The organism is Bradyrhizobium sp. LB13.1 (assembly GCF_054056815.1).
Map to the genome: position 1 here is coordinate 3,389,542 of NZ_JBSRYQ010000001.1, position 23,488 is coordinate 3,413,029.

The following is a 23,488-nucleotide window of genomic DNA, read 5'->3' on the forward strand; positions in this document are numbered from 1 at the left end:
TCACCCTCCGAACTGGCGCTTGAGGGCGTCGAAGCCGCCCTGGAACACGCCGCCGCCGATATTTCCGACCAGTTCCGCCTCCCGTTCGGGTGCGCAGTCGAACTCTGCGGTCCATTCCATGAAGGTCTGGTCGCCATCCGTGACCGGCGTCAGCCGTAGCGTCGCGACGTAGTTCTCGACCCCCATCGGGGATTCGAGGATCGAGTAGGTGCAGAACATGTCGTAATCGGACAGGCCGAGCAGCTTTTCCCGGATACGATCGCCGTTGCGCAGGCGAAAATCCCTGACGCAGCCGATCTTGTCGGAGGGCTCGCCGCCCTCGATGCGGCTTTCCGCAATCGCGGGATGCCAGTTCGGCAGACCGTTGAAGTCGCGCACCCGCGCCCAGACGCGGTCGTTGCGCGCGTTGACGACGGTTGAGATGTAGACGCGGGCCATGGTGCGACCTCAGCCCTTCTTCCGGGGGCTACGCTCCGCGGGCGGCTCGCCGTCGGAAGGCGAGGGCGCAGCAGCCGGCTTCTCGCCGCCGCCTTTGCGCGCGGACTCCTTGATGCCCTGCATGTCGCGGGCCTCCCGGATCAGGCCCGGCATCTTGGCGAGGCTGCCGCCTTCGACGCCGATGTCCGCCAGAAGCGAGTCGATCAGCGGCGCCTGGACGCGATAACGCAGCGCCGAGTCGATCACCTCGTCGGTGGCGCTGCGGCCGCCATTGCCGCCATGGCCATTGCCGTTGAGGCCATCGACCTGAAGGATGCGGATGCCCTCGATCTTCTCCATCGGCTTGACACTCTCGCGGACGATGCCCTCGATGCGGTCGAGCAGCTTTCTGCGGAACAGCGAGTAGCGTGCCTGGTCGGTCAGTACATTTTCGGCCTCATTGAGCATGCGCTGCGCCTCGGCCTCGACCGCGGCGCGGACGCGCTCGGCTTCCGCGGCAATTCGCGTTTCCTCAGCCTGCTTCTCGGCGATCAGGATCTCCACGGTCTTCCGGCGCTTCGCGATCTCGCTCTCGCGCGCGGTGATGACGCGCTCGGTGGCTTCGGTCGCATGCACACGCGCCTCCTCGGCCGAGGTTTTGGCCGCGGATTCCTCCAACGACTTCAGGTGGATCGCAATCGCCTTCTCCATCAAAACGGTCTCGACCTCCTTCTCGCGATTGATTTCGAGTTTGCGCAGCTCGCGCTCGCGGCCGATGCGGGCCTCGTCCAGGCCGCGATCGGATGCGATGCGGGCGCGCTCGACCTCTTCGCGCGCGGCAATCTCGGACTCCTGGAGCGACTGGACGCGGGCGACCTCGAGTTGTTCGATCGAACGGCGGCGTTCGATCCGCGCCGCCTCCAGCGCTTGCTCGCGCGAGACGTCCGTGGTCTCGAGCTCCTTGCGTGCGACGATCTCGGCCTGCTTAACTTGGCGGTCGGCGTCGATGCGCTCGGACTTCTTGGTCGAGAGCGCAATGACGCGGTCCTCATCCGCGATCTCGATCGCCTTCTTATGCTCGATATTGAGCACCTCGCGTTTCCTGGAGGAAGTGATCCGCTCGGCTTCGAGCGCGAGATCGACGCCGATGCGCTGTCGCTCGATGGCGTCGCGACGCTTCAACTCGGCGGCCTCGAGCACGGCGGTGCGCTCGATCTCGAGCGTGCGCGTGTCACGCTCGGCCTGAATACGCTCGGCTGCAACGGACTTCTCCTGCGCAATCCGGGCGGCCTCGATGGCTTCGCGGGAGGCAATGTCGGCTTCCTCGACGACGCGGTTGCGGGCGATTTCCAGGGAACGAACACGTTCTTCCTGGGTGATGCGGGCGGCTTCCGTCGCTTCGCGCGCTGCGACCCCTGCGACTTCCAGCGTCTGGTTGCGTTCGATCTCCAACTGACGGGTATTCTGCTCGGCGGCGATGCGCTCGGCGGCGAGCCTGTGCTCACGGGTGATGCGCGCGCTCTCGACGGCGCGCTGCGCCTCAATCTCGGCTTCCTGGATGATACGCACCTGCTGGATCTCCAACGCGCGGGTGCGCTCATCAGATGCGATACGCTCGACATTGACGATCATGGTCTGGGCGATGCGGGCCTTTTCGGTCGCCTCGCGGGCCGCGATCTCGGCTTCGTCCACGGCGCGGGTCCGCTCGATCTCGCGGCGCCGGGTCTCCTCTTCGTTGGCGATGCGGGCGTCGGTCACCACGCGGTCCTGCTGGATACGCGCTTTCTCGATCGCCTCGCGGGCGGCTATCTCGGCTTCCTCGATGGTCCGCATCCGCTCGATTTCGCGCTGGCGCACCTCGCGCTCGGAGGCGATGCGGCTGGTATCGATCGAGCGCTGGTTGGCGATCCGGGTCTTCTCGATCTCCTCCCGTGCGAGCAGCTCCTTCTCCTCGATGGTGCGGGTGCGCTCGATCTCCCGCTGACGGGTCTCACGCTCCGAGGCGATGCGGGCTTCGGCGATCGCCTGGTCGTTGGCGATGCGCGCCTTCTCGATAGTCTCGCGGGCGGAAATCTGCGCCTGCTCGGCTTCGGTCTCGCGCAGGGCCCGCTCACGCGCGACCTCGGTGCGTTGCAGGGCGCGGCGCATCTCGATGTCGCGCTCCTGCTCGAGGCGCGCCGTTTCGCTTTCGCGCTCGATCTCAAGAGCCTGCCGCTCTGCCTCCAAATTTCGGGAGCGGATCTTGATCATCGAATCCTGCTCGATGTCGTTGCGCAGCTTGCGCTTCGCCTCGATGTCCTCCATCAGGCGTGTCAGACCTTCGGCGTCGAAGCGGTTCGAGGGGTTGAAGAATTCGAGATCGGTCTGGTCGAGATCGGTGATCGCGACCGATTCCAGCTCGAGTCCGTTCTGGGCGAGGGCCTCTGCCGCGTTCGCCTTGAGGCGGGCGACGTACTCACCGCGCTGCTCGTGCATCTGCTCGAGGGTCATCTCCGAGGCAACGGAACGAATAGCTGAGATGAATTTTCCGGCAAGGAGGGCGTGGAGCTGTTCGGGCTCCATGGTGCGGCGGCCGAGCGTGGCGGCCGCGATGGACACGGCTTCGCGGGTCGCCTGGACGCGGACATAGAAATCGGCCTCGATGTCGACGCGCATGCGGTCACGGGTGATCACGGCGTCCTGCCGGGAGCGCACGATGCCCATCGGCTGCACGTTCATGTTGACCGGCGTGTAGTCGTGAATGAAAGGCAGCACGAACGCGCCGCCGTTGATCACGACGCGCTCACCGAGCAGGCCGGTCCGGACGAATGAGGTCTCCTTGGATGAGCGGTGATAGAGCCAGTTCACGATATAAACGCCGACCACGATCACCACGACGGCGACGATCAGCCAGAGGATCAATTCACCGACTAAAGTCCCTGACATGTTTCTCTCCCTCGTCCTTCCGGCGTTATCGCGCGCCGATCGCCTTGAATTTGCGCACCTGATCCGTCAGCGCCCGCTCGACCGGCAGCCGCTCCATCGAGGAGGCGCCATAGAAGCCGTGGCAGTGGCGCGTGTTCCTCATGATGAAATCGGCATCGTCCGGATCGGCAATCGGTCCGCCATGAGCGAGCACCAGAATGTCTGGATTGACGCTGAGCGCGGCGGAGGCCCAGGTGTCGATGTGCGCTGGGCAATCCTTCAGCTTGAGCGCGGTCTGCGCGCCGATGGTGCCCCCGGTCGTCAGGCCTAGATGACAGACGATGATATCCGCGCCTGCGATAGCCATCGCCGCGGCTTCCTTCTCGCTGAAGACGTAGGGCGTCGTCAGCAGGTCCTTCTCGCGCGCCTTTGCGATCATGTCGATCTCCAGCGCATAGGACATGCCGGTCTCTTCGAGGTTGGCGCGGAACACCCCGTCGATAAGGCCGACGGTCGGAAAGTTCTGCACGCCAGCGAAGCCGAGCGCCTTCAACTGATCCAGGAAAAGATCCATGTCGCGGAACGGATCGGTTCCGTTGACGCCTGCGAGCACTGGCGTCCTGGTTACGACGGGCAGCACTTCGCCGGCCATTTCCAGCACGATTGCGTTGGCGTCGCCGTAAGCCATCAATCCCGCGAGCGAGCCGCGGCCGGCCATGCGGTAGCGACCGGAATTGTAGATGACGATGAGGTCGACACCGCCGGCCTCCTCGCATTTGGCCGACAGGCCGGTGCCTGCGCCGCCGCCGACGATGGGCTCGCCGCGCCTGGCCATGTCGCGGAATCGTTTCAACAGTGCTGCGCGTTCAAACCGGGCCATCGGTCACCTCGCTAGTCTCCGGCGCGCCCCGGTGCGGCCGAACAATGTTCGGAACGCGCCGACAATGGTGGAGGCGAACTCGGGATCGTTGATGTTTTTGGAGACGCGGATGAGCTGACGGTTGGCGGTCTGCCGCACGTTCCGCTCCAGCGCGCGGAACAGCGCCGCATCGGCGTTCCGGATCCCAGAATGGCTGTCCTCTCGCGTCGAGCGCGGAGACGCCGCCCTCGGGCAGGAAGAAGCGCACCGGGCCGTCCATCCGGTTGAGCCGATCGGCGACCCATTGCCCCATGCGCTCGTTCTCCTCCGCCGTGGTCCGCATCAGGGTGACCTGCGGGTTGTGGACGTGGAATTTCCTGCCGCGGTAGCGCTCCGGGATGGTCTCGGGGGCACCGAAATTCACCATGTCCAGTGCGCCAACCGAGCCGATGAAAGGCACCCGGCTGCGGATGATGGCGCCAAAGCGGTCGTCGGTTGCCGGGAACACGCCGCCCATCAGGAGATCGCCGACCTCCGTGGTCGTGAGGTCGATGACGCCCGCGAGCTGTCCGGAATCGACGAGCTTCTCCATTGAGCGGCCGCCAACGCCGGTGGCGTGGAAGACGATGCACTCGAAATCCCCGCCGAGGCCGGCCGCGATCTTCTGTACCGCCGGCGTCGTGACACCGAACATGGTGATGCCGACCGACGGCAATCCGCTGTCGCCGCGATCCTTGCGTGCATGCTGTTCGAGGCGCGCCTTGACCATGCCGGCCAGCGCGTTGGCGCCATTGGCGAGCACGGCGCGTGAAATCGAGTTGAGGCCCTGCACGTCGGCGACCGAATGCATCATGGTGATGTCCGCGGCGCCGACATAGGGCCCGACGTCGCCGGAGGCGACGGACGAGATGATCAGCTTCGGCACCCCGACAGGAAGGGTCCGCATACCCGGTGCGACCAGTGAGGCCGCGCCCGAGCCGCCCGCCGAAATCACGCCGGCAACATTGCTCTGGCGCCGCAGCCAGCTGGCGAACGCCTCGGCCATCGCGGTGACGGCGGCGCCGCGGTCGGGTCCGAACACCGCCGATCCGCCCCGACCGTGGTTCAAGGCGATCTCCTGAGCGGAGACGTCGCTGGCCGCGTGCCTGCCGCTGGTGGAGACATCGACCAATCGCGTGCGCAGACCGGCTCCGGTGATGATGTCGCGGATGAAGCGGAGCTCCGTGCCCTTGGTGTCGAGCGTACCGACGACGAGCACGACCGGGTGGCCCTGCGTTTGCGCCGCGACCGGTTCGCGCCTGCGCCGTGCCGTCTCGTCGAGACGCATCGCCTGTGCCGAGAACGTACGGGCGGCGGCCTCGATGCGAGCGATCGGCACCGGCTGCGACCAGCGCGTCGGCGGCGTCGGGTTCGACATGTAGATGCGGATCGCGCCGCCTGGGCGCGCTTGCCGCGGGGCAGGCTTCGCCTCCGTACCCGCGGGCAAGTCGAGGTCGAGCTCGAGCTCGGCGTGCAATCCGACGCCGAGCAGGCGCTGCTGCAGTTCGCGGTCGGCGGCCAGCCGCGCCGAATCGATGATGCGGTTGACGCGACCGTTGACCATGATGGCGACGTTGCGCGACACGGCGGTCGCCACGCCAATATTCTGCTCGATCACAAGGACGGACATGTCGCCGTCCTCGCCAAGCTGTAGCAGCATCTCCTCGACCTGGGCGACGATAACAGGCGCAAGCCCCTCGGTGGGTTCGTCCATGATCAGGAGCCGCGGGTTGGTGAGCAATGCGCGCGAGATCGCGAGCATCTGTTGCTCGCCGCCGGAGAGTTGGCCGCCGCCGTGATTCTTGCGCTCGGCCAATCGCGGAAACGTCTCGTAGATGCGCTCGACCGTCCAGGCGCCGCGGCGCAAGCCTGCAGCAAGCTGCAGATGCTCGTCGACGCTGAGCGAACGCCACAGCCGCCGTCCTTGCGGGACGTAGCCGACGCCGAGTCGGGCTATGTGGGCGGGCGGCCGCCGGGTAATTTCATCGCCGCGGACGCGGATCGAGCCGCCGCTGACCGGCGCCAGCCCCATGATGGCCTTGCACAGAGTGGTCTTGCCCATGCCGTTGCGGCCGACGACCGAGAACACGCCGGCCTCGAGCGTCAGGTCCACGCCCTGCAGCGCATGCGAATGGCCGTAGTAGACGTCCAGGCCGCGGACTTCGAGCGCGGCTGCGGAACGGCGGGCCTCACTCATGGCCGCCTCCGAGGTAAAGCTCCTGCACCTCGGGATCGGACTCGATCTCCTGCGGACGGCCTTCCTTGAAGATACGCCCGTTGTGCATCATCGTGACGCTCTCGACGACGCGCAGGGCCACGTCCATGTCGTGCTCGATGATGATGTAGCCGATATGCGCCGGCAGCGAGGTCAATATCTCGATCAGCTCGGCACGCTCGGTCGGCGACAGTCCTGCGGCCGGTTCATCGAACAGGACGAAGCGAGGCGCGCCGGCAAGCGCCAGTGCGATCTCGAGCTGGCGCTGCTGGCCATGTGCGAGCTCGGCAACGTGCTGATCCTTCACGCCCGTGAGATGGACGGCCTGCACGAGATTTTCGGCCGCGTGCATCAGCGCGTCGTTCTGGCCGGGGCGGAGAAACGAGAACCGCCCCCGTGAGACGCCACGGCAAGCGAGATAGACATTGTCCTGGACGGTGAGGCCGGGGAACAGCGCGGAGATCTGGTAAGTCCGGCGCAGGCCGCGGCGGATTCGTTCATCGGGCGGGAAGTGCGTGACGTCCTCGCCGAAGAAGCGGATGGTGCCGGAAGAAGGCGGGAAGTCGCCGGTGATGCAGTTGAACAGCGTGGTCTTGCCGGCGCCGTTGGAGCCGAGCACGGCGCGCCGTTCGCCGGGGCGGACGGTAATGGTAACGTCGGTGATCGCCGCGAGCGCGCCGAACATGCGCGTCACGCCGCGAAGCTCCAGCGCTGCGCCGGCACCGACGGCAGAGAGGCGTTGCGCGACGCTATCCATGGCTGGATCCTTGGCCAGATCCTTGGCCAGATACTCGGCCACGTCGGCCGCTTGAACTGACCGCGCCGGAACGTTGGCGCTGCCGCCAGCTCTGCCAGAGCCCGATGACGCCGTCCGAGGACCAGAACACGATGGCGAGGAAGCCAAGGCCGATCAGGAGCCGGAAGCGGTTGCCGTCGAGCCCCAGCTTGACCAGGAAGTCGAGGGCGAAGGTGCGCAGCAGCACGAAGATCAGCGCACCGATAAAGGGACCGATGGGCCGCGTGATGCCGCCGACCACTGCGATGATGAGGATATCGATGCAGGCTGCAACGCTCACGGATCCCGGCGAGATCTGTCCGTAATTCCAGACTTGGAGCACCCCGGCCAGCGCCGCGACAAAGGACGCGAAGGCGTAAGCCGCGACGCGGTGCGCATTGACGTGGAAGCCGAGTGCCGCCATGCGGCGGGGATTGTCGCGCACGCCTTGCAGCGCCAGGCCGAACGGGGCGCGAGAGATGTAGTCGACGGCGAAGTAGCAGAGTGCGGCTACCGCGAGCACGATATAATAGTAGGGAATGTCGGCGCGCCAGTTGACGCCCCAGAAATGCGGCGTGGCAACGGTGTTGATGCCGGTATGACCGTTGAAGATCGCCCAGTTCTGGTTGGTGAAATAATAGAACGCCGCGCCGATCGCGAGCGTGATCATGATGGTGTAGATGCCTTCAGTGCGCACGGCCAGCGCGCCGCCAAGCGTGCCGAAGATGGTCGCCAGCGCGAGTGCCATCGGAACCGCGAGCCACCACGGCCAGCCCAAGCTGATATTGGCGTTGCCGCTGACGCCGAACACCGCGACCATATAGGCGGAGAAACCCGCGATGGTGAGCTGCATCAGGCTGACCATGCCGCCATAGCCGGCAAGAAACATCAGACTCAGCGCCATGATTCCGAGAATCAGCGCGGTCGCGAAGATCTCGATCAGGAAGAAGCCGTTGGCGATCAGCGGCATGATCAGGAGAATGGCCGCGACGATCCAGGCCGCTGGATTGTCGATCTCCGGCCATCCGCGCAATTTGGAGTCCTGAACCGCAGCCGTGGGACGAACCGTGACGTGGGCGTCGTGAGCGAGGGACATGTCAGCGCCTCGCCAACAGGCCCTGCGGCCGAATTGCCAGCACCAGCACCATGATCAGGAAGGTCACAACGATAGCGTAGGTCGGGATGTAGACCGAGCCGAGCTGCTCGGCGAGGCCGATGATAAGCGCGCCCAGCGCGGCTCCCGGGATCGAGCCCATGCCACCGACGATCACGACAACGAGGGAGGCGAGCAGGAAGCGGATATCCTCGCCGGGCGAGAGCGACTGGAAAGTCCCGCCGACGACTCCGGCGATGCCGGCGAGCCCGGCGCCGAGCGCAAACACCACCACGAAGACGAGCTGGATCCGCACTCCGGTCGCAGCCAGGATGTCGCGATCGTCAACGCCGGCGCGGATGATCATGCCGATGCGCGTGCGGTTGAGCGCCAGCCACATCGCCACGCCGATCACGACTGAGGCGGCGAAGATCACGAGCCGGACCAAGGGATAGCGCAGATAGACCGGCTCGCCTGATGATTTGATCGCGGTGACCAGCGGCAGCTCCACAGGTCCGATCAGCCAGTTCGGGGTCTGAATCTGATAGAAATCGCCGCCGCAGGCCCACAGCATCAAATCGGCGAACACGATCGAAAGGCCGATCGTCACCATGGTCTGGCGCAGGTCCTGGCCCTCCATGCGGCGGAAGACGAGGACCTGAAGCAGGACGCCGACCAGTGCCGTCAGGATGAAGGCGACGATGAAGCTGAGAACCCATGAGCCGGTCGAGGCGCTGATGGCGTAGCCGACATAGCCGCCGAACAAATAGAGCGAGCCGTGCGCGAGGTTGACGTTGCGCATCAGGCCGAAAATCAGCGTAAAACCGCTGGCGACCAGGAAGTAGAGCCCGCCGAGCGTGATGCCGTTGAAGACAGCGTTGAGGAAGACGCGCTTGCGGCCGATCGCTTCTTCAAGGCCCTGCGGCCACACCGCGAAAATCAGCCAAAGCGCCACCGCGATCGCGATGATGACAATCAGTGCCCAGGCGGGATGGCGTTCGACAAAGCGGGTCATGATCGCCGCTCCGTCTTCACGTCACCCCAACTCTCACCCCGCAAGCGGGGCGAAGGGGCACGCAGACCGTTGCCGGCCGCAAGCCCTGCCATGAACGTGCGCTCCCTATCGAGTGCGATCCTCTTTTCGGGACCGCGTTTGGCGCATCCTAATGCGGCCATAAGGGAGGCACTTGATCGTGAGTATCTTTTCGCGTGCCGTCAGGTGCGCAAAACCTTGGCCGCGCGGCGATAATCGGTCGGCGCCATGCCGACATTGGCGGCGAAGAAACGAGTGAATCCGCTCTGCGATGAGAAGCCGAGGTCGAAGCCGATATCGGCGATCGGCGCTTCGCTCGCCACCAGCGCCTCCAGCGCCTGCTCCATCATCAGCGTGTTGAGATAGAGGTGTGGGGTGACGCCGGTCTGGGTGCGGAATAGCCGGTAGAAATGCGGCCGCGACAGGCCGGATTCGCGCGCGATAGTGTCGAGCTCGATCTCGGCGCCGGGACTTTCCGACATCATCTTGATGCACTTGCGCACGCGAAAATCTGTGACGGAGCCGTTTGCGCGAGGATCACGCGCCGTCGCGGCCTGCTGCCAGCTTTCGTCGTAACAGATATCGATCAGACCTCTCAGCTCGCCATCGAGGCTGTTGAGCGACGGTGCGCCGCACACGAGGGCGGCTGCGTGCCTGATATGCTTGTCCAGCGCAACCGACCGCGTGAACTGGGTACGGCCGAAGCGCAGACGGTCGGCGCCGGGCGCATCGGGCGCGAACCACTCCGCATTGACATAGAGCACGAAGAAAACGGCGCCGCCTTCCAGATCGGATGGCAGGAAATTATGCGGCTCCCATGGATTGACCGCGACGACAGAACCTTCGGTGAGTTCGTAATGTCCCTCGCTGACATCGATGCAAGCGGGACGTCCCCCGACATGGAAGATCAGATGACCTTCGCGATGTGCGTGGATGTTGAAAGGGCGGTTCAACTGATAGACCGTCGCCCGGCCAAAGCGGCCGTGGAAGACGGCGAGCGCCCGGCTCATGCCTTCCCTCCCAAAAGCTCTTGTCGTTTTTTCGGTAGCGTTCAACAACCGGGGAGAGAATGCAAGGGCGCACGAAGTCCGCGCCTTGCAAATCTCTCCCAAGTCCGCCATCGCTCGCGAACGAGACTACGTCAGTACTTCTTACATTCCGGTACTGTACGGCTTGGCAAACCGATCTTGGCGAACACCGCGGGATCGTAGCCGAGCGTCTGGTTGACGTTCGGAATCACCTTCACGACCTTTGAAAACAGCGCGCCCTTACCGTCGTCGACGACCTCGGTGACGAAGTTGGTGCCGATCGCCTGGCGGTTGGAATCCAGCTTGATCTTGCCGTTGGGTGCGTCGAGTTCGATCTTGGCGAGTGCTTCCTTGTACTTGGCCTGGTTGTTGGAGAGATCGCCGTTGACCTGACGCAGCGCCAGGATCAGCGCCATGGTCGAGCCGTAATAGTTGGTGGCGAGCAGCGATGGGCTCGGGAAGCGCTTGTTGGGCGGGAAGGCGTCCTGATAGTCCTTCACGAACTTCTGCCAACCGGGGTTTTCCCAGGTGTCGGCCTGGCCGCTCGCGGCCAGCGTGCCGACCAGCGCGTTCTTGGCGTTGCCCTTGGACGACAGGATGGTCTGGTCGATCATGATCGAGCCGCCCATCAGATGCGCCTTGCCGCCGGCCTGTTGGTACTGATTGAGGAAGTTGACGGCGTCGGCGCCGCCGAGGCCGAGATAGATTGCATCGACGTCGTCGGGCAGCGCGGCGATGACCGAGGCAAAGTCCTTGGTGCCAAGCGGCACCCATTGCCGGTTGGTGACCTGTCCGCCGGCACCGCAGAACTCGAGCACGAGGCCGAACACCTGGGTGTAGATGAAGGAGTAGTCTTCGCCGACGGTGGCGATCTTGCGATACTTCTTTTCCTCAAAGGCGTATTTTCCGAGGCCGACCTGCCATTGCGCGCCGTCCATGTTGTAGCGGAAGAAATTTGGAGCCGGATCGACATAGGTCGTTTCCTGGGCGCCGGAGGCGGCGTTGATGAAGGTCAGCTCGGGATGGGTCTTTGCAAAATTCTTGACCGCGATGCCTTCGTCTCCGGACAGCGGCGACAGCAGAATCTGCACCTTGTCCTGCTCGATCAGTTTTCGTACGGCGCGGACCGCGGAGTCGGGCGTCGCGTCGGTCGAGGCGATGACAAATTCGAGTTCCTTGTCGCCGACCTTCTTGCCGAGCACGTTGAGGGCCGTCTGGAAGCCGCGGATACCGTCCTCGCCGAGCACGGTGTAGGTGCCTTCGAGCGTCGCGGTGACGCCGACCTTGATCTTCTCCTGTGCGAAGGCGGTGCCCGAAAGTAATAGGCTGCTCAACGCGATCAGTCCTAGACTGCTTCTCAACATTGCTCCCCTCCCTGGGCGTTCTTGTCGCAATTTTTTACCGCACCCTCGCGCGTCCGCCGCGAGGTGCGGCGTTTTGACGAGGCTGGCGGTTCTTGAAATGGAAGCTAACCGAACTCGGATGCAGCGCACGTGTCGGAGCCGTGCGCGGCTTAACGGCCAGTCTCATTTTGAATGTTGCGGCGCAAATCGTTCTGCGGTGCACTCTCGCGCATGTCTTCGGCAAAGAGATGAACGAGCAGCGTGCTTGTTGCAGGCTCGGACGCGTCAGTTCTGGCTAATGCGAAGCCCTTGTGGCCGGGAGCGTCGGGTCAATCATCCCGCCAAGAAACCGCCGTCTACGGCGACAACTGTTCCGGTCGCGTACTGCGAGGCCGGCATGCAGAGGAAGGCAACGGCGCCTGCAATGTCTTCCGGTTGCCCCCAGCGCTTGAACGCGGTGCGGTCGGCGATGCGCTGATAATGTGCGAGATCGGTGCGGCCGGCCGCGTTGATCGCCGTTTCGATATAGCCGGGCGCCACGGCATTGACGCGGATACCTTCCTCGGCCCATTTCAAGGCGAGCGCCTTGGTCAGCATCACGACGCCGCCTTTGCTGGCGCAGTAGGCGGGAATCCGCGGCAGCGCCAGCGTGGCATTCATCGAGGCGATGTTGACGATCGACCCTCCTCTCTCGGCGAGCAGCGGACGGAACGCCATGCAGGTTCGGAACGTGCCGGTGAGATTGACGTCGAGCACCTTCATGAAGGTCTCGATTTCGAATTCCTTGTCGCGCGCGAGAATCCCGGCGCAGTTGATCAGCGCGTCGACGCGCTCGTGCTGTCGGGAGAAAGAGGTGACAGCGTCGTCGTTCGTGACGTCGAGCGATGCGAGCGTGAGCCCGGTACGCGATTTCAGCAGGGTGCGCGCAAGATCGGTCTCGTTGGCACCTGTTGCAGTCACGGTTGCGCCGAGGTCGCAAAACTGGTTGCTGATTGCGGCGCCGATGTCGCCGGCCCCGCCGATCACCACGGCATGAAAGCCGGGGGCAAGAGAAAAGATTGAGCTCATCGCAAGGATCTCACTTCAGGATTTGGGAGGCGAAGCTGTCGATTCGCGGACTACCAGCGAAAAATCGATCTCTCGATGCATGATGGTTTGCTCGCCAGCGAGGCTGCGCACCAGATATTCTCCTGCGCGCTGCCAGGTCTCTCCGGTCGGAACATGGATCGTGGTCAAGCTAGGTCGCAAATGGCGGCTCCAGTCGAGGTCGTCGAAGCCGACGACTGATAGATCGCGCGGCACCGAAAAACCGCTGCGTTCAGCCTCGAGCAGGACGCCGTAGGCGATAACGTCGTTGCCGCACACCACGGCCGTTGGACGATCACTCAGATTGAGGAGATAGCGCGCCGCCTCGCGCGCGTCGTCCAGCGTATAGGGCACCTCGACGTGCCATTGCGGGGGGCGTTCGAGGCCGTTTTCCGTGAGCGCGCGGTGAAAGCCGGCAACGCGGGCGCTGGCGCGGTCGTTGTTGCGCTGGAGGGCCGAGACGATTCCGATGCGGCGATGGCCGAGTTCGATGACATGCGTGGCTGCGCGGTGCGCGGCAGCTTCATTGTCGGTTCCGACGCAGGGGTAGGGCCGGTCCGGCTGATAGATGCCGACATTGATGAAGGGCACTGCATTGTCCGCGAGCAGCTTGCGCAACCCGTCATGATGGCAGTCGCCGCGAAGCACGAGGCCATCGACACCGCGGCTGATCAGGTTGCGCGCCTGCTGTAATTCGACATCGAGATCATAGCCGCTGGTGGTGAGAAACAGCATGTATCCAACCGAGGAGAGATACTGCTGAAGCGAAGCGATACCGCGCGCGAACATCGTGTTGTCGATCGTCGGCACGATCGCGCCCAGCGTGCGCGAGCGCCGCGACGACAGGATGCGCGCCGGTGCATGAGGGATGTAGCCGAGTGCCTCGATGGCCTGCGTGATGCGCGCGCGTAAAGAGGGACTTACCGCGTCGGGATTGTTGAGAACGCGCGAGACCGACGCGGTCGAGACGCCGGCGCGTGCCGCAACGGCGCGGATGCCCTGCTTCACAGATTTGGCGTTCGTCAGTCTCATAAATGTAACGTTACATTGACATCAGGCGGCCGTTGGGTAGCGGCGATATTGTAAATCTGCCTTAGATTGTGCGGTTTGTCCATCGCTTGACAGGGCCGATGTGATGCTTAGGATGTAACCGTTTTCAGCCAATGTTCAAACAGATCGCGTTCAAAAAGGTCCGCCAGCTTAAGGCGGGCCAACCGGGAGGAGAGTTCGATGAAGGCCAGGATGCTCGCGACGCATGTCGCATTGCCGGTTCTCGCAATTGCCGCCGCCAGTGCGCAGGCTCGCGCGGCCGATTTCGACTGGATGAAATTCAAGGGCAAGACGGTCACCTTTCTCGCCAACAACAATCCGGTCTCGCAGGCGCTGCTGACCTACAAGGCCGATTTCGAAAAGCTGACCGGCATGACGCTAAAGGTCGACGGCTATCAGGAACAGCAGATGCGCCAGCGTCTGATCACGGTCATGAATGCGAACAGCGACGAGGTCGACGTGTTCATGACGCTGCCCTCGCGTGAAGGCGAACAGTTCGCCGCCGCCGGTTGGTACGGGGATCTCACCGCGATGGCCAAGAACGATGTCGCCAGGGAATACGACCCGGCCGGGCTGAGCCAGGCCCTCCTGAAGGCTGCGACCTTCGGCGGCAAGCTGACCAGCATGCCCATGAACATCGAAGGTCCGATCTTCTATTACCGCACCGACATCTTCAAGAAATGCGGCATCGAGACGCCGAAAACGATCAAGGACGTCGAGGCCGCGGCCGAGAAGATCAAGACCTGCGACAGCGCGGTCACGCCGTTCGTCTCGCGCGGCCTCAAGCCTGCGATCGCTTACACCTTCAGCAATGTGCTGCACAATGTCGGCGGCAGCTACATCGCCGCCGGCAAGTCGAACCTCTGCTCGGCCAAGGGCAAGGAGGCACTCGACACCTATAGCCGGTTGCTGCGTGACTTTGGACCGCCCGGCGTCGTCAACTACAGCTTCCAGCAGATTTCCGCGCTCTACCGCAGCGGCCGCGCTGCGATGGCGTTTGAATCGTCGAATGAGTTGCGCACGGTGATGGAAGGCGGCGCGCGCCTCAAGGATACGGGGCTCTTGCCGTTCCCGGCGGGCGAGGCCGGGCAGGTGCCAACCACGATCGGCTGGGGCATGGCAGTGTCCTCGCACAGCAGGCAGCCGGACGCAGCCTGGTATTTCGTGCAATGGGCGACCAGCCCCGAGGTGCAGAAGAAGATGGCGCTCCAGGGCATCGCTCCGCCGCGCCCGTCCGTCGCCAAGGATCCTGAATATCGCAAGTGGATCGACGAAGAACCGGTGCGCAAGGAATGGCAGGCCGCGCTCGACGTGCTCGCCACCAAGGGCTCCTCCGAGGTCGGCTATCCCATCGTCGCCAACCCCGAGTCGCGCGAGTTCATCGGCCAAGCCGTGCAGGATCTCATCCTGAAGCAGAAGCCGATCGACCAGGCTTGTGCTGACGCCGACAAGGCGCTCGACGCGCTGATCGCACAGAAGTAACGGCCCGATGCCGGTCGGCTTCGTGCCGACCGGAATCTCAACCGATCAAGGACACCGGACGCATGTCTGATGCGGCTGCGACAATAACGCGGGACCGACAGCGACTGGAAATGTCGGCCCTCTCGGCGCCGGCCGTGATCTTCACGGTCGCGATGATCGCGTTTCCGGTCGTCTATACGATCTGGCTCGGCTTCCAGACTTTCTCCTCGACCGGCAAGCAATCCTTTGCCGGCCTCGCCAATTACTCCAAGCTGATCTCCGACTACGAATTCTGGCACGGGCTGTGGATCACCATTGCGCTGTTCGTGCTGTCGCTGATGCTCCAACTCGTCTTCGGGGTCTGGCTCGCGCTGGTGCTGTTCCACGCCAAGCGCTTGCCCGGAATCGTGCGCTCGCTATTCATCTCGCCGTTCATGATGCCGCCGGTGGTGGCCGGCATGATGTGGCTGGTGATCCTCGATCCTTCGCTGGGTGCGGCCAACTATATCCTCCAGTCGTTAGGCCTGCCGCCGTCCGACTGGCTGGCATCGCCGTCACTGGTCATTCCGACCATCGCACTGATCGACAGCTGGCAGTGGACTCCTTATGTCGCTTTGATCGTGCTGGGTGGCCTGCAATCCCTGCCACCGAGCGTCTACGAAGCCGCGCAAATCGACGGCGCAACTCCATTCAAGACGTTCCAGCGCATCACGCTGCCGCTGCTGCTGCCGACGATCGTCACCGCGGCGATCCTGCGCAGCGTCGATCTCCTGCGCTTCTTCGACATCATCTACATCACCACCCAGGGCGGCCCGGGCAACGCCTCGAACACGCTCAACATCTATGGCTTCCGGGTCGGCTTCGAATTCTTCAACATCGGCTATGCCAGCGCGCTGATGCTGACGCTGACAGCGATCGTGTTCGGCGCCGTGCTCGCCTTCAACCGCCTTCGCGGCGCGGTGGCATGGTGACACCATGACGGACGCAGTCAACACCGATCGCTGGATCCGCTGGCTCAATCTGGTGCAGCTCGTGCTGGCCGGAATCATCATCATGGCGCCCACGGTCTGGATGGTGGCTGTCCTCGTTCAAGCCATCGTTCGAGGTGACGGCCTATCCGCCGACGCTGGTCTTTACGCCGACGCTGGATAACTATGTCGAGCTGACGAAGACCACGCCGTTCCTGAGCTATGCCCTCAACAGCCTCATCGTCACCATCGGCTCGACTGCGCTCGGGCTGCTGTTCGGAATTCCTGCCGCTTTCGCCGTGTCCTGGACGCGGATTACGTGGCCGGCGATCCTGACGCTCGCGGCGCGCATGGCGCCCGGCACGCTGTTCCTGCTGCCGTGGTACGTCATGTTCAGGCAGGTCGGCATGATCGGATCGTACACGGCGCTGATCCTCAGCCACGCGGTCATCACGCTGCCGATCGTGATCTGGGTACTGCTGCCGTCGTTCGATGGTATCCCGCGCAGCATCTTCGAGGCGGCGCAGGTCGATGGATGCAGCGTTACGCGCATCCTTTGGCGTATCGCGCTGCCGCTGGTGGCATCCGGCGTCGCCGTCGCCGCGATCCTCGCCTTTGTATTCTCGTGGAACTACTTCCTGTTTGCGCTGGTGCTCTCGAATGGTGACACCAAGACGCTGATCGCGGCGGCCTTCAACTTCATCGGCGAAGGCTCGACGCAATGGGGCGCCCTCATGGCCGCGGCGACGTTGATCGCATTGCCGCCGCTGGTGCTGGCCGCCCTGGTTCAGCGCTGGCTGGTGTCTGGGCTGACGCTCGGTGCGGTGAAAGGTTAGGTATCTGATGAATTTGTCACCACGACCGAATTCGATCATGCAGGCGGCGGTCTTCCACGGCCACGACCGCATCACCATCGAGCGGGTGGCGATGCCTGACGTCGGGGCAGGCGAGCTCCTCGTGCGTGTCTCGCGCACCGCGCTGTGCGGTTCGGACTTCAAGCTCTGGCACAAGGGCGCCGAGTTCACCGCTGGCCACGAGATTTTCGGCGTCGTCGAGCAGCCCGGTCACCGCCTGCATGGCCGCCGTTGCGCCGTCTATATTCCCTTGCATTGCGATCACTGTGCCGCCTGCAAGCGCGGCGATACCCAGATGTGCCTCGAAGTCTCCAGCCTGATCGGTTGGAACAGGCCCGGCGGCTATGCCGAATATGTGCCGGTGCCGGAAAATTGCCTGCTTCCGGTGCCCGACGATATCGAGGACAGCCTCGCGCCGCTCCTGCTCGACACCATCGGCACGTCCGGCCACGCCGTGCGCTTTGTCAGCCGCGTGGTGCCGCCGGGCGAGGCGGGGCCGGTTCTCGTGATGGGAGCAGGGCCTGTCGGTCTCGGCGTCGTACTGGCGCTCCGTGCGCTCGGCTACGACGACATCCACGTCGCCGATCCGAACGCGGCGCGCCTGAAGATCGCGCAATCGTTCGGTGCGAAGGCGCATCCGGTGGGCGATGCGTCAAAACGCTTTGCCCTCATCATGGAATGCTCCGGCGCGCATGCCGCGCGCAACCTCGGGATCGAACTCGTGCTGCCGCGGGGCGCGCTGGTGTTGGTCGGCGAGAACGCCGCGCCCTGGACTATCGAGGAAGGCAAGGTGTTCCGCCGCAAGGATTTTTACATGATCCGGACCTTCTATTTCCCGGTCTCGGACTTCGAGCCGAATGTCGAGTTGCTGCGCAAGTACAAGGACGAGTACCGCGTGCTCGTCGATGGCGAGTTCGGCCTGTCGGCTCTGCCCGAGAATTTCGCGCGGTTCGCCAAGGGCGAGTTGATCAAGCCAGTTCTGGCGCTGGATTAAACGATCATGGCCTCGATATCGATCCGTAACCTCGTCAAGCGCTACGGCAATTTCACCGTGATCCCCGATCTCAATCTGGAGATCGCTGACCACGAATTCGTAGTGTTCGTCGGCCCGTCCGGCTGCGGCAAGTCGACCCTGCTGCGCATCATTGCGGGCCTCGAGCCGATTTCATCGGGAGACCTTTATATCGGCGACAAGCGCGTCAACGGCGTCCAGGCCGCGCGGCGCGACATTGCGATGGTGTTCCAGGACTACGCGCTCTATCCGCACATGCGCGTCTACGACAATATGTCGTTTGCGCTGGAGTTGCGGGGGACGCCGAAGGCGGAGATCGATGCGCGGGTGAAGCGCGCCGCCGCGCTTTTGCACATCGAGCCCTATCTCGACCGCAAGCCGAAAGAGCTCTCCGGTGGTCAGCGCCAGCGGGTCGCCATGGGCCGCGCGATCGTGCGCAATCCCAAGGCGTTCCTGTTCGACGAACCGCTGTCCAATCTCGACGCAAAACTGCGCGGGCAGGTGCGGGCGGAGATCAAGGCGCTGTCGCAGGAGCTCAAGACCACCATGGTCTTCGTGACCCATGACCAGATCGAAGCCATGACCATGGCGGACCGGATCGTCGTGCTCCAGAGCGGCACGATCCAGCAATATGACACGCCGGAGACGGTCTACGAGCGGCCGGCCAACCAGTTCGTGGCCGGCTTCATCGGCTCGCCCGCCATGAATTTCTTCGCCGTAGAATGGCTCGAGGAGCGTGCGATCCTTTCGCAAGGAGGAGCAACGCTGCCGTTGGATGGTGAGACCGCGGGCCGCCTGCGGCAGGCCGGCAGCGCTGTCGTCGGTGTTCGCCCTGAACATTTTGCCATTGCTCCCGATGCCGCCGACGGCATCGCCATCGACGTCAAGCTCGTCGAGCCGCTCGGCTCGGATACGCTGATCCATTTCGATCTCGCCGGCGTGTCGTCGATCGCGCGGGTCGATCCGTCCCTGCGGCCAAAGGTCGGCGATCGTCTCGGCCTGCGTCCGCAGGCGGGCAAGACCCATTTGTTCGATGCGACCAACGGGCAGGTCTTACGGTGAGCGCGTCGGCGAACATCGGAGATATGTCGGCGCTGGCGGACGTGGCGTCCGGGGCCCGGCCTGTGCAGGTGGTCTGCCTGGGATTGTCCGCGCTTGACCAGGTCTGGCGCGTCGATCGTCTGTTCGTGGGTGGAAGCGAGAAGATCAAGGCCGCCGGCTACGGCGCGCTTGGCGGAGGCATGGCTGCCAATGCGTCAGTCGCGGTGGCAAAGCTCGGCGCTTCCGTCGCGTTCTGGGGCCGGGCAGGCAATGATGCCGCGGGCGCGGAGATGCGCTCGGCCTTTGTTGCCGAAGGCGTCGATGTCGATAATTTCCGGCTGTTTCCCAATGGCCGCTCCTCCGTCTCCGGAATCATCGTCGATCGCTCGGGTGAGCGGCAGATCGTCAACTTCCGTGGCCTGTTCCCGGAAGCTGCGGATTGGCTTCCGCTCGAAGCGGTCGCCCGCGCATCCTCCGTGCTGGCCGATCCGCGCTGGGTCGAAGGTGCCGCGACGTTGTTCCGTGAAGCCCGCGCGCGCGGCATTCCCGCGGTGCTTGACGGCGACGTGGCCGATGCCGACGTATTCGAGCGGCTGCTGCCCTTGACCGACCACGCGATCTTCTCCGAACCCGCGCTCACATCCTTTGCCGGCTCGGCTAGAGATGAATCTCTTGCCTCGCTCGCGCGCTTCGGCTGCCGTGTCATCGCCGTCACGCGCGGTGATGCGGGCGTGAGCTGGTACGAGAATGGCCAACTGCACCAGCAGGCCGCGTTTGCGGTCGATGTCGTCGACACCACCGGCGCGGGCGACGTCTTCCACGGCACCTATGCGCTTGCGATCGGCGTCGGCCTCGATGTGCGCGCCGCCATGGCGTTTTCGGCAGCGACAGCTGCGATGAAATGCCGCCACGCCGGCGGCCGCAACGGAATCCCCACCATCAACGAGTGTCTTGCATTCATGAGGACGAAGCCATGAGAACGATTGGAAAGAACCGCGGCCTGGCACGGCTCGCAGACGCGGATGGCCACTTTCGCATGGTCGCGCTGGATCAGCGGCCGCCACTTTTCGATGCTATCGCGAAAGCAAGAGGCATCGCGCGGGATCAGGTCGAATATTCCGACGTGACGGCGGCCAAGCGTCTCCTGGTCGAGAACCTCGCGCCGCATTGCAGCTCGATGCTGTTCGACCCAAATTTCGCGGTTGCCTGCCGCGATCGATCTGCTGCCGCCGCGCTGCGGCCTGATCATGACGCTGGAAGAGCATCGCGTCGAAGAAACCGCAGGCGGTCGCAAGTCACGCGCAATCACCAACTGGAGCGTGGAGAAAATCCGTGCCATGGGGAGCGATGCCGTCAAGGTGCTGGCCTGGTACCGGCCGGATGCCGATGCCGCGGTGAACGAACATCAGAAGCGGTTTGTCCGCGAGATCGGCGAGGACTGCGCCCGCCAGGACATTCCCTATGTCCTCGAGCTGCTTGTCTATCCGTTCCTCGGCAGCGCCAATCACAGCGCTGATTACGTGGAGTCGCCGGGCAAGCTGCCGGGCCTCGTCATCGACAGCGTCCGCGAGTTTGCCAAGCCGGAATACTGCGTCGATCTCCTCAAGCTGGAGAGCCCGCTGGCGGCCAATAGCCTGCCGGCCCGCGACGGCAGTGCGCAAGCGAAAGCCGCGCAGAAGGAATTCGATTCGATTGGCGATCTCTGCCGCGAGCGCAACATCCCCTGGGTGCTGCTGTCGGGTGGCGCTGCGCCCGAAAAGTTCGAGCGCGTCCTCGACTTCGCCTATGCTGCGGGCGCCGGCGGCTTCCTCGCCGGCCGCACCATCTGGCTCGATGCCGTCCTGAAGAATTTTCCGGACCGCGCGGCGGTGTCGGCAAGCCTGCGCAACGATGGCCTCAACGTGCTCGAACGGCTCAGCGAACTGACCACGGCCAAAGGCACGCCGTGGAAGGCGCGCTTTCCTGTGTTCACTGATATCAAGCAGGAAGGTGACTTCGCGCGCGCCTATTGAGAGGGTGGCAGTTCAGCGTGGTCCGATCTCGCTCGCAGGATCTGCAACATGACGACTGACAGCTTCACCATCCGCTCGATCGAGGCGTTCTGCTATCGCTATCCGTTGGCGACGCCGGTGGTGACGTCGTTCGGAAAAATGCTCAACCGCCCCGCCGTCTTCGTTCGTGCTGTCGACGAAGACGGCGTCGAGGGGTGGGGCGAAGCCTGGTCCAACTTCCCCGCACCGGGGGCGGAGCATCGCGCACGGCTCGTCAACGAGGTGCTCGCGCCCGGCCTCGTAGGGCGCAAGTTCGATAGTCCCGCGCTGGCATTCGAGGTCCTGACCAAGGGCACCGAGGTGCTTGCGCTTCAATGCGGCGAGCCCGGCCCGTTCGCGCAGGCGATTTCGGGCATCGATCTCGCTCTGTGGGATCTCTCCGCGCGTCGGCAGCGCTTGCCACTGTGGCGGCTTCTCGGCGGGCAGTCGCGCAGGATCAAGGTCTATGCCAGCGGCATCAATCCCGGCGGCGCCGCGCAAACAGCCGAAGCCGCGCTCAAGCGCGGCCATCGCGCGTTGAAGCTGAAGGTCGGGTTCGGAGCCGAGACCGATCTCGCCAATCTGGCTGCACTGCGCGCGATCGTTGGTGCCGACATGCTCGCCACAGATGCCAATCAAGGCTGGTCAGTCACGCAGGCGCTGGAGATGATGCCGCGCCTTGCCGAATTTGATTTGCGTTGGTTGGAAGAGCCCATCAGGGCCGATCGGCCGCGCGAGGAGTGGCACAAGCTGCGCGCCGAGGCGAAGATGCCGATTGCCGCCGGCGAAAACATTTCGAGCGTCGAAGGCTTCAAGGAAGCCCTGGCCGAAGACGTGCTCGGCGTGGTCCAACCCGATATCGCGAAGTGGGGCGGGCTCAGCGCCTGCGCTGGACTGGCTCGCGACATTCTGAAGGCGGGCAAGGCCTTCTGTCCGCACTATCTCGGCGGCGGCCTCGGCTTGCTTGCGTCCGCGCATGTTCTCGCCGGTATCGGTGGCGACGGCTGGCTGGAAGTCGATGCCAATGACAATCCGTTGCGCGATCTGTTTTGTGGCCCGATCCTCAATGTGAGGGACGGCACGGTTGAATTGGACCAGGATCCGGGGCTCGGAATAGTGCCTGAACTTTCATATATCGAACGCTATCGCAGCAGTTAGACTTGCGGGCGATCTGTCGGCCTTCTGGCCACTGTGGATCACTCTTGATTGAGCTCGATTTCTTTGGCCACGATTTCGAGGCGTGGAAAGCGAGCAATGAGGCCCAGGGGCTTCCAGGTGAGTAGGCGATCCTCACGGCCGGTGCTCATAGGCGCAGATGCTCGATGCTTGCGGACCGGTCGATCCGATTAGAACCAGCGCCAGCCGCAAACACGGCGGCCGCGATGCCACCAGCAAACCCATCGGCGCCGACGCCGGCGCGGCGGAGGCCCCCAACCGGGACCCCACTGTGCTTCAGTCACGAAGTTGGGCCGCTTATCGGCAGGTCCGGGGTTGGACGCGACCGGCATCGCCTCCGCTGTGCCGATGAAGCGAAGTGCAATCGCGCCAACCGCGCCAGCGGCGACGGCGTTCTGGGCGAGACCGAGGAAATCGCGACGGGTGGGAGCGTTCATGGTTTTCTCCTCTTCGGGTTAGGTTAAGCGGCTCTCCGCGGGGATTGCAGCGCGTAGAGCAGCCAAGCGAGCCCGTGCGAAATCAGATCGACTCCCAGCAGGAATCCAAGCGCCCAGACGCTGATGGATGGGAAGCCAAACACGATCAGGAAGCCGGCGAGCAGCCCGATGACGCCAGAAGCCAGCATCAGCCAGCCACCCTGTCGCCAATGTGCAAAGCTCAGCACGCACCGGATGATGCCCGATGCCAACAGAACCGCGCCCAGCAGGGAGGTCAGGATGAGGGCACCGGCCGCCGGCTGCATGAGCAGCAGCAACCCGAACGCGAGATAGAGCGCGCCGAGCAGGATCTGCCACAGGAATCCGCCCCATCCCTTTGTCCAGAAGGCGTGGATGATCTCGAATGCACCGGCAAGGATTGCGGTAAGCCCGATCAGCTTGACGCTGATGATCGTTGCGAAGACGATGTCGCCCAGCGCCAAGATGCCGGCCGCGATCATCACGACGCCAAGGAGCGCGCATGTCCACCGGGATGGAGAACTAAAGGTCTTTACCTGGGGCGCTGCTATCGTAGGTGGCCACGTCATCCTCCCGCATTCCGGCGGCCAATCAAGTTAGCGCCACGGAAACGCTAGTCGCCGCTGTGCAACCTCGACATCCGATGAAA

The 23,488-nt window shown here is 64.0% G+C and carries 21 protein-coding genes and 1 pseudogene; 9 read left to right on the forward strand and 13 right to left on the reverse strand.

Going from position 1 to position 23,488, the window contains the following annotated elements:
* The 11 genes and pseudogenes from ACVWYI_RS15885 to ACVWYI_RS15935 form a co-directional block, all read right to left on the reverse strand.
* The gene (locus tag ACVWYI_RS15885; RefSeq protein WP_247340951.1) at window positions 1–438 is read right to left on the reverse strand and encodes an SRPBCC family protein; all 438 of its coding nucleotides are present in this window, start codon (window positions 436–438) and stop codon (window positions 1–3) included.
* 9 nt (window positions 439–447) lie between these two features.
* Window positions 448–3,342 carry a flotillin domain-containing protein gene (locus tag ACVWYI_RS15890; protein WP_456662561.1) on the reverse strand — a complete coding sequence of 965 codons (2,895 nt, stop codon included), beginning with the start codon at window positions 3,340–3,342 and terminating at the stop codon, window positions 448–450.
* 25 nt (window positions 3,343–3,367) lie between these two features.
* A complete protein-coding gene (locus ACVWYI_RS15895) occupies window positions 3,368–4,201 on the reverse strand; it encodes a phosphoenolpyruvate hydrolase family protein (RefSeq protein ID WP_247340947.1) in 834 nt (277 codons plus the stop codon).
* A 3-nt stretch (window positions 4,202–4,204) separates the two neighbouring features.
* Window positions 4,205–6,416, reverse strand: a pseudogene (locus ACVWYI_RS15900) (Tm-1-like ATP-binding domain-containing protein).
* Complete coding sequence (locus tag ACVWYI_RS15905; protein WP_456662562.1) at window positions 6,409–7,191, reverse strand: ABC transporter ATP-binding protein; 783 nt, start codon at window positions 7,189–7,191, stop codon at window positions 6,409–6,411. The pseudogene ACVWYI_RS15900 and the gene ACVWYI_RS15905 overlap by 8 nt, the downstream one beginning before the upstream one ends.
* On the reverse strand, window positions 7,184–8,305 hold the full coding sequence (locus tag ACVWYI_RS15910) for a branched-chain amino acid ABC transporter permease (RefSeq protein ID WP_456662563.1): 1,122 nt from the start codon (window positions 8,303–8,305) through the stop codon (window positions 7,184–7,186). Before ACVWYI_RS15910 ends, ACVWYI_RS15905 begins: the two co-directional genes overlap by 8 nt.
* Window position 8,306: 1 nt before the next feature.
* The gene (locus ACVWYI_RS15915; protein ID WP_247444862.1) at window positions 8,307–9,317 is read right to left on the reverse strand and encodes a branched-chain amino acid ABC transporter permease; all 1,011 of its coding nucleotides are present in this window, start codon (window positions 9,315–9,317) and stop codon (window positions 8,307–8,309) included.
* Window positions 9,318–9,517: 200 nt separating this feature from the next.
* Window positions 9,518–10,345 (reverse strand): helix-turn-helix transcriptional regulator, encoded by an 828-nt coding sequence (locus ACVWYI_RS15920; protein WP_354105860.1) that lies wholly within the window; start codon window positions 10,343–10,345, stop codon window positions 9,518–9,520.
* Window positions 10,346–10,476: 131 nt separating this feature from the next.
* Window positions 10,477–11,727: an ABC transporter substrate-binding protein gene (locus ACVWYI_RS15925; protein WP_247340939.1), complete on the reverse strand. Its 1,251-nt coding sequence runs from the start codon at window positions 11,725–11,727 to the stop codon at window positions 10,477–10,479.
* Between the two features lie 312 nt (window positions 11,728–12,039).
* Entirely contained in the window at window positions 12,040–12,774 is a 735-nt protein-coding gene (locus tag ACVWYI_RS15930) for an SDR family NAD(P)-dependent oxidoreductase (protein WP_456662564.1), read from the reverse strand.
* Window positions 12,775–12,789: 15 nt separating this feature from the next.
* A complete protein-coding gene (locus tag ACVWYI_RS15935) occupies window positions 12,790–13,824 on the reverse strand; it encodes a LacI family DNA-binding transcriptional regulator (RefSeq protein WP_247444858.1) in 1,035 nt (344 codons plus the stop codon).
* Between the two features lie 198 nt (window positions 13,825–14,022).
* Between ACVWYI_RS15935 and ACVWYI_RS15940 the strand changes: the two genes are divergently transcribed.
* The 9 genes from ACVWYI_RS15940 to ACVWYI_RS15980 all read left to right on the forward strand — a co-directional run bounded on the left by ACVWYI_RS15940 (window position 14,023) and on the right by ACVWYI_RS15980 (window position 22,366).
* Window positions 14,023–15,324 carry an ABC transporter substrate-binding protein gene (locus ACVWYI_RS15940; protein WP_456662565.1) on the forward strand — a complete coding sequence of 434 codons (1,302 nt, stop codon included), beginning with the start codon at window positions 14,023–14,025 and terminating at the stop codon, window positions 15,322–15,324.
* Window positions 15,325–15,434: 110 nt separating this feature from the next.
* Entirely contained in the window at window positions 15,435–16,274 is an 840-nt protein-coding gene (locus tag ACVWYI_RS15945; protein ID WP_247444856.1) for a carbohydrate ABC transporter permease, read from the forward strand.
* Window positions 16,275–16,278: 4 nt separating this feature from the next.
* On the forward strand, window positions 16,279–16,455 hold the full coding sequence (locus ACVWYI_RS15950) for a hypothetical protein (protein ID WP_456662566.1): 177 nt from the start codon (window positions 16,279–16,281) through the stop codon (window positions 16,453–16,455).
* Window positions 16,409–17,107 carry a carbohydrate ABC transporter permease gene (locus ACVWYI_RS15955; RefSeq protein WP_456662567.1) on the forward strand — a complete coding sequence of 233 codons (699 nt, stop codon included), beginning with the start codon at window positions 16,409–16,411 and terminating at the stop codon, window positions 17,105–17,107. The genes ACVWYI_RS15950 and ACVWYI_RS15955 overlap by 47 nt, the downstream gene beginning before the upstream one ends.
* Before the next feature lie 7 nt (window positions 17,108–17,114).
* Window positions 17,115–18,119: a zinc-dependent alcohol dehydrogenase family protein gene (locus tag ACVWYI_RS15960; protein ID WP_456662568.1), complete on the forward strand. Its 1,005-nt coding sequence runs from the start codon at window positions 17,115–17,117 to the stop codon at window positions 18,117–18,119.
* Window positions 18,120–18,125: 6 nt separating this feature from the next.
* A complete protein-coding gene (locus tag ACVWYI_RS15965) occupies window positions 18,126–19,199 on the forward strand; it encodes an ABC transporter ATP-binding protein (RefSeq protein ID WP_247340932.1) in 1,074 nt (357 codons plus the stop codon).
* Window positions 19,196–20,155 (forward strand): sugar kinase, encoded by a 960-nt coding sequence (locus tag ACVWYI_RS15970; protein WP_456662569.1) that lies wholly within the window; start codon window positions 19,196–19,198, stop codon window positions 20,153–20,155. Before ACVWYI_RS15965 ends, ACVWYI_RS15970 begins: the two co-directional genes overlap by 4 nt.
* A gap of 225 nt (window positions 20,156–20,380) precedes the next feature.
* A complete protein-coding gene (locus ACVWYI_RS15975) occupies window positions 20,381–21,190 on the forward strand; it encodes a tagatose 1,6-diphosphate aldolase (protein ID WP_456662570.1) in 810 nt (269 codons plus the stop codon).
* 48 nt (window positions 21,191–21,238) lie between these two features.
* Window positions 21,239–22,366: a mandelate racemase/muconate lactonizing enzyme family protein gene (locus tag ACVWYI_RS15980; RefSeq protein WP_456662571.1), complete on the forward strand. Its 1,128-nt coding sequence runs from the start codon at window positions 21,239–21,241 to the stop codon at window positions 22,364–22,366.
* 188 nt (window positions 22,367–22,554) lie between these two features.
* On the opposite strand, the gene ACVWYI_RS15985 is transcribed toward ACVWYI_RS15980, so the two are convergent.
* Window positions 22,555–22,821 carry a twin-arginine translocation signal domain-containing protein gene (locus ACVWYI_RS15985; protein ID WP_247340928.1) on the reverse strand — a complete coding sequence of 89 codons (267 nt, stop codon included), beginning with the start codon at window positions 22,819–22,821 and terminating at the stop codon, window positions 22,555–22,557.
* A 23-nt stretch (window positions 22,822–22,844) separates the two neighbouring features.
* Window positions 22,845–23,321: an HdeD family acid-resistance protein gene (locus ACVWYI_RS15990; protein ID WP_456662572.1), complete on the reverse strand. Its 477-nt coding sequence runs from the start codon at window positions 23,319–23,321 to the stop codon at window positions 22,845–22,847.
* Window positions 23,322–23,488: the final 167 nt, after the last annotated feature.